The organism is Xanthomonas sp. SHU 199, assembly GCF_000364665.1.
GTDB classification, from domain to species: Bacteria; Pseudomonadota; Gammaproteobacteria; order Xanthomonadales; family Xanthomonadaceae; genus Xanthomonas_A; species Xanthomonas_A sontii.
The window spans coordinates 1-3,849 of the sequence record NZ_AQOI01000302.1 but is presented as its reverse complement, the minus strand read 5'-3'; the positions used below and the strand labels follow the sequence as shown (position 1 = coordinate 3,849).

The following is a 3,849-nucleotide window of genomic DNA, read 5'->3' as shown; positions in this document are numbered from 1 at the left end:
CTGTCATCGCAGGTGCATGACAGTTGACTCCTACAACGGGAGACGCGCAGCGCCGTCACTTCTCGACGAACGCGCGCTCGAACACATAGTGCCCCGGCGAGCCGATGCGCGGCGAGGCGACGAAGCCGCGGGCGTCCAGGGTGTGGCGCAGGTCGGCCAGCATCTGCGGGCTGCCGCAGATCATCGCGCGGTCGTGTTCCGGGTTCAGCGGCGGCAGGCCGAGGGTGCGCTGCATTTCGCCGCTCTCGAGCAACTCGGTGAGGCGGCCGCGGTTGCGGAAGTCCTCGCGGGTCACCGCCGGGTAGTACAGCAGCTTCTCGCGGATGGTCTCGCCGAGGAACTCGTGCTGCGGCAGTTCCTTCTCGAAATAGTCGCGGTAGGCCAGGTCCTTCTCGAAGCGCACGCCGTGGGTGAGGATCACCTTGTCGAAGCGCTCGTAGGTTTCCGGGTCCTTGATCACCGACAGCCACGGCGCCAGGCCGGTGCCGGTGCCCAGCAGGTACAGGTGGCGGCCCGGGTGCAGGTCGCTGATCAGCAGGGTGCCGGTGGGCTTCTTGCCGACCAGCACCGAATCGCCGGGCTTGATGTGCTGCAGGCGCGAGGTCAGCGGGCCGTCCGGCACCTTGATGCTGAAGAACTCCAGTTGCTCTTCCCAGTTGGCGCTGGCGATGGAATAGGCGCGCAGCAGCGGCCGCGTCTCCGTCTCCAGGCCGATCATCACGAACTGGCCGTTGTCGAAGCGGAAGCCGTCGTTGCGGGTGGTGGTGAAGCTGAAGTAGTCCTCGGTCCAGTGGCGGACATCGAGCACCGTTTCGGGGCCAAAAGCGGAAGACATGCCGTTGATCGTGATGGGGAAGGAACGGCGGCCATTCTACCCCATGCCGGTTCAAATGAGATCAACTCTCATTTGAGGGTCGGGCCGATCCCGGCGATCCGGCTCACTTCTCGAACGAGACCTCGTAGGACAGGTACAGCGGTGCCTGCGGCGGCGCCAGCAGTGGGCGCTGGCGCAGGAAACGCTCCAGGCACAGGGCCAGCGGGGTGGTGCCGTTGCGCCAGCTGGCGCCGACGCTGCCGTCGGCCTGCACCTGCACCACCACGGTGAACGGCGAGGTGTCCGGACGCGGCGTGGCGCAACTGGCCACGCCCTCGTCCAGCGCCGCGCGCTGCAGGGTCTGCAGGCGTTCCTGCATCGCCGCCGGCAGGCCGGCCTCGTCGCGGTCGGCCAGGGCCTTGGCCGCGGCGTAGTCGGACGGTGCCGGGGTGTCCGCGGCGGGAGCGGCGAGTGCCGGGACGGCGAGGGCGGCGGCGAACAGGCAGGGCAGGGTGCGGAGCATGGCGGTGTCGGAAGGGACGGACGGGCTAACGATACCCAGCGGCCTGCAGTTCGAACAGTTCCGCGTAGCGGCCGCCCTGCGCCATCAGTTCATCATGGGTGCCGCTGGCCTCGATCCGGCCGTCGGCCAGGACCAGGATGCGATCGGCCATGCGCACGCTGGAGAAACGGTGCGAGATCAGCACCGCGGTGCGGTTGTCGGATAGCTCCTTGAAGCGCTGGAACACCTCGAACTCGCTGCGCGCGTCCAGCGCGGCGGTCGGCTCGTCGAGGATCATCACCTGCGCGTCGCGCATGTAGGCGCGGGCGATGGCGATCTTCTGCCACTGCCCGCCGGACAGGTCCACGCCGGTCTTGAAGCGGCGCCCGATCACCTGCGCGTAGCCCTGCGGCAGGCCGTCGATCAACTCGGCGGCCATCGCCCGCTGCGCTGCGGCGCGGATCCGCGCCGCGTCGTCCAGCGCGTCGACCTGGCCGACGCCGATGTTCTCGCCGGCGCTGAAGTGGTAGCGCACGAAATCCTGGAAGATCACGCCCAGGTTGGCGCGCAGGTCGTCCAGGTCGTAGTCGCGCAGGTCGCGCCCGTCGAGCAGGATGCGGCCCTCGTCCGGGTCGTACAGCCGCGCCAGCAGCTTGACCAGGGTGGTCTTGCCGGCGCCGTTCTCGCCGACCAGGGCCAGCACCTCGCCCGCGCGCAGGGCGAAGTCCAGGTGCCGCACCGCCCACTGTTCGGCGTCCGGGTAGCGGAAGCCGACGTTCTCGAACACGAAGCCCTGCACGATCGGCCGCGGCACCGGTACCGCGCCCGGGCGGGTGCGGATCTCCGGGACGATGCGGAAGAACGAGTACAGGTCGTCCAGGTACAGCGCCTGCCCGGCCACCTGCGAGAAGCCGATCAGCAGGCCTTCCAGCAACTGCCGCAGGCGCAGGAAGCTGCCGGCCAGGAAGGTCAGGTCGCCGATGCTGAAGTCGCCGCGCACGGTGCGCCAGGCGATGTAGCCGTAGGCGCCGTAGTAGCCCAGCGTACCCAGCGCCGCCAGCACGGTGCCCCACAGCATGCGCTTGCGCGCCAGCGCGCGGTTGGCCTGGAAGTAGCGGTCGGCCAGGGCGCGGTAGCGCGCGATCAGGAAGTTGTGCAGGTTGAAGATCTTCACTTCCTTGGCGGTCTCGACGCTGGCGCCGAGCTGGCGCAGGTAGTCGAGCTGGCGGCGCTCGGCCGTCCACTGGAAGTTGAGCGAGTAGCCCAGCGCGTTGAAGTGCGCCTCGCCGATGAAGGCCGGCACCAGCGCCACCGCCAGCAGGGCGATGAGCCACGGCGCGTACACCAGCAGGCCGACCGCGAAGCTGACCACGGTGATCGCGTCCTGCACCTGGCCGAACAACTGGCTCATCAGGTTCATGCGGCCCATGGTCTGGCGCCGCGCGCGGTCCAGCCGGTCCTGCTGCTCCGGATCCTCGAAATCCTCCAGGTCCAGCTGCGCGGCGTGCTCCATCAACTGCACGCTGGTGGTGTTGTTGAACAACTCCGACAGCAGCGTGTCGGCGTAGCTGACCAGCCGCCCAAGCAGGTCCGAGGCGATCGCCAGCGCCAGCTCCAGGCCCAGCAGTTCCAGCAGCCGGTTCAGGCGGCCGCTGGCCAGGGCCTGGCCCAGCGTGTCGAACCCGGGCGATTGCCCGACCAGGTGGATGGCCTCGTCGATGATCAGCTTGCCGACGTACAGCGCGGCCACCGGCAGCAACGCGCGGATCACGCGCAGGCCGATGCTGCTGAGGGTCAGCCAGCGGCTGGTCTGCCAGATCTGGCGCAGGAACGGCGGCAGGTTGCGCATCGCGTCGAAGCGCTCGCGCAGGCTCGGGCCGGTGCGGGGCGCGGCGCGGGCGCCGCCATGGGAAGGGGAGGGGGAGGCCATCGGCGCATTGTGCCGGGGCAGGGTGTGCGCGGGGAGTGTGGGCTGCGCGGCGACGAAGGCTGCACCGGCGCTGACCCGATGGCTGGCGCGCGCTTTCTAAGGGCGGGGCATGGGGTAGCCTCGCCGCTGTCCAGCCGAGGCTGTTGCCATGTTCGATCCCGTTTCGTGTGCCGTCGCCCGCCTGCGTGCGCGCCTGCCGTCGTGGTGCGAACTGCTCGGTTGCGCGGTTTTCGTCCTGGTCGCCGCCGCGCTGCTGCGGTGGGGCGAGGCGACCATGGTGGTGTTGACACTGTCGTATGCGGTCTTCGCGATCGGCTACAGCCTGTCCCGCTTGTTCGGCGGTCGTGGTGGCATCGACCTCGATCAGCTATGGCGCGAGGTGCTCAATGCGGTTCTTGGTCTGTGTTGATGGGGTGTTGGTTGCGGCGCGGGCTGTCCGGCGCGACGGCTGTGTCATGCGGCGTGTCGCACCCTCACCCCAACCTCTCTTCCGGGGAGAGGGGCGAGCGCTTCCCTTCTCCCTGCGGGAGAAGGTGCCCCGAAGGGGCGGATGAGGGTACGGGCGAAGCCTCGAAAATGCTTGCTACTGCCAGGCGTTCCATG

4 protein-coding genes are annotated in these 3,849 nt (G+C 69.0%); 1 reads left to right on the top strand and 3 read right to left on the bottom strand.

Going from position 1 to position 3,849, the window contains the following annotated elements; translation table 11 throughout:
• Positions 1 to 55: 55 nt before the first annotated feature.
• The 3 genes from D183_RS0111045 to D183_RS0111035 form a co-directional block, all read right to left on the bottom strand.
• Complete coding sequence (locus tag D183_RS0111045) at positions 56 to 835, bottom strand: ferredoxin--NADP reductase (RefSeq protein ID WP_026143480.1); 780 nt, start codon at positions 833 to 835, stop codon at positions 56 to 58.
• Between the two features lie 103 nt (positions 836 to 938).
• Positions 939 to 1,337: a hypothetical protein gene (locus D183_RS0111040; protein WP_017909042.1), complete on the bottom strand. Its 399-nt coding sequence runs from the start codon at positions 1,335 to 1,337 to the stop codon at positions 939 to 941.
• Between the two features lie 25 nt (positions 1,338 to 1,362).
• Positions 1,363 to 3,246, bottom strand: a complete 1,884-nt coding sequence (locus D183_RS0111035; protein ID WP_017909041.1) for an ABC transporter ATP-binding protein — start codon at positions 3,244 to 3,246, stop codon at positions 1,363 to 1,365.
• Between the two features lie 148 nt (positions 3,247 to 3,394).
• Here D183_RS0111035 and D183_RS0111030 point away from each other — a divergent pair, with 148 nt between their 5' ends.
• Positions 3,395 to 3,655, top strand: coding sequence for a hypothetical protein (locus D183_RS0111030; protein WP_017909040.1), 261 nt, complete (start codon positions 3,395 to 3,397; stop codon positions 3,653 to 3,655).
• Positions 3,656 to 3,849 lie beyond the last annotated feature (194 nt).

Bases quoted from the DNA above. Each gene is read 5' to 3' on its own strand.
- D183_RS0111045 (WP_026143480.1), bottom strand. From the start codon at position 835: ATGTCTTCCGCTTTTGGCCCCGAAACGGTGCTCGATGTCCGCCACTGG.
- D183_RS0111040 (WP_017909042.1), bottom strand. From the start codon at position 1,337: ATGCTCCGCACCCTGCCCTGCCTGTTCGCCGCCGCCCTCGCCGTCCCG.
- D183_RS0111035 (WP_017909041.1), bottom strand. From the start codon at position 3,246: ATGGCCTCCCCCTCCCCTTCCCATGGCGGCGCCCGCGCCGCGCCCCGC.
- D183_RS0111030 (WP_017909040.1), top strand. From the start codon at position 3,395: ATGTTCGATCCCGTTTCGTGTGCCGTCGCCCGCCTGCGTGCGCGCCTG.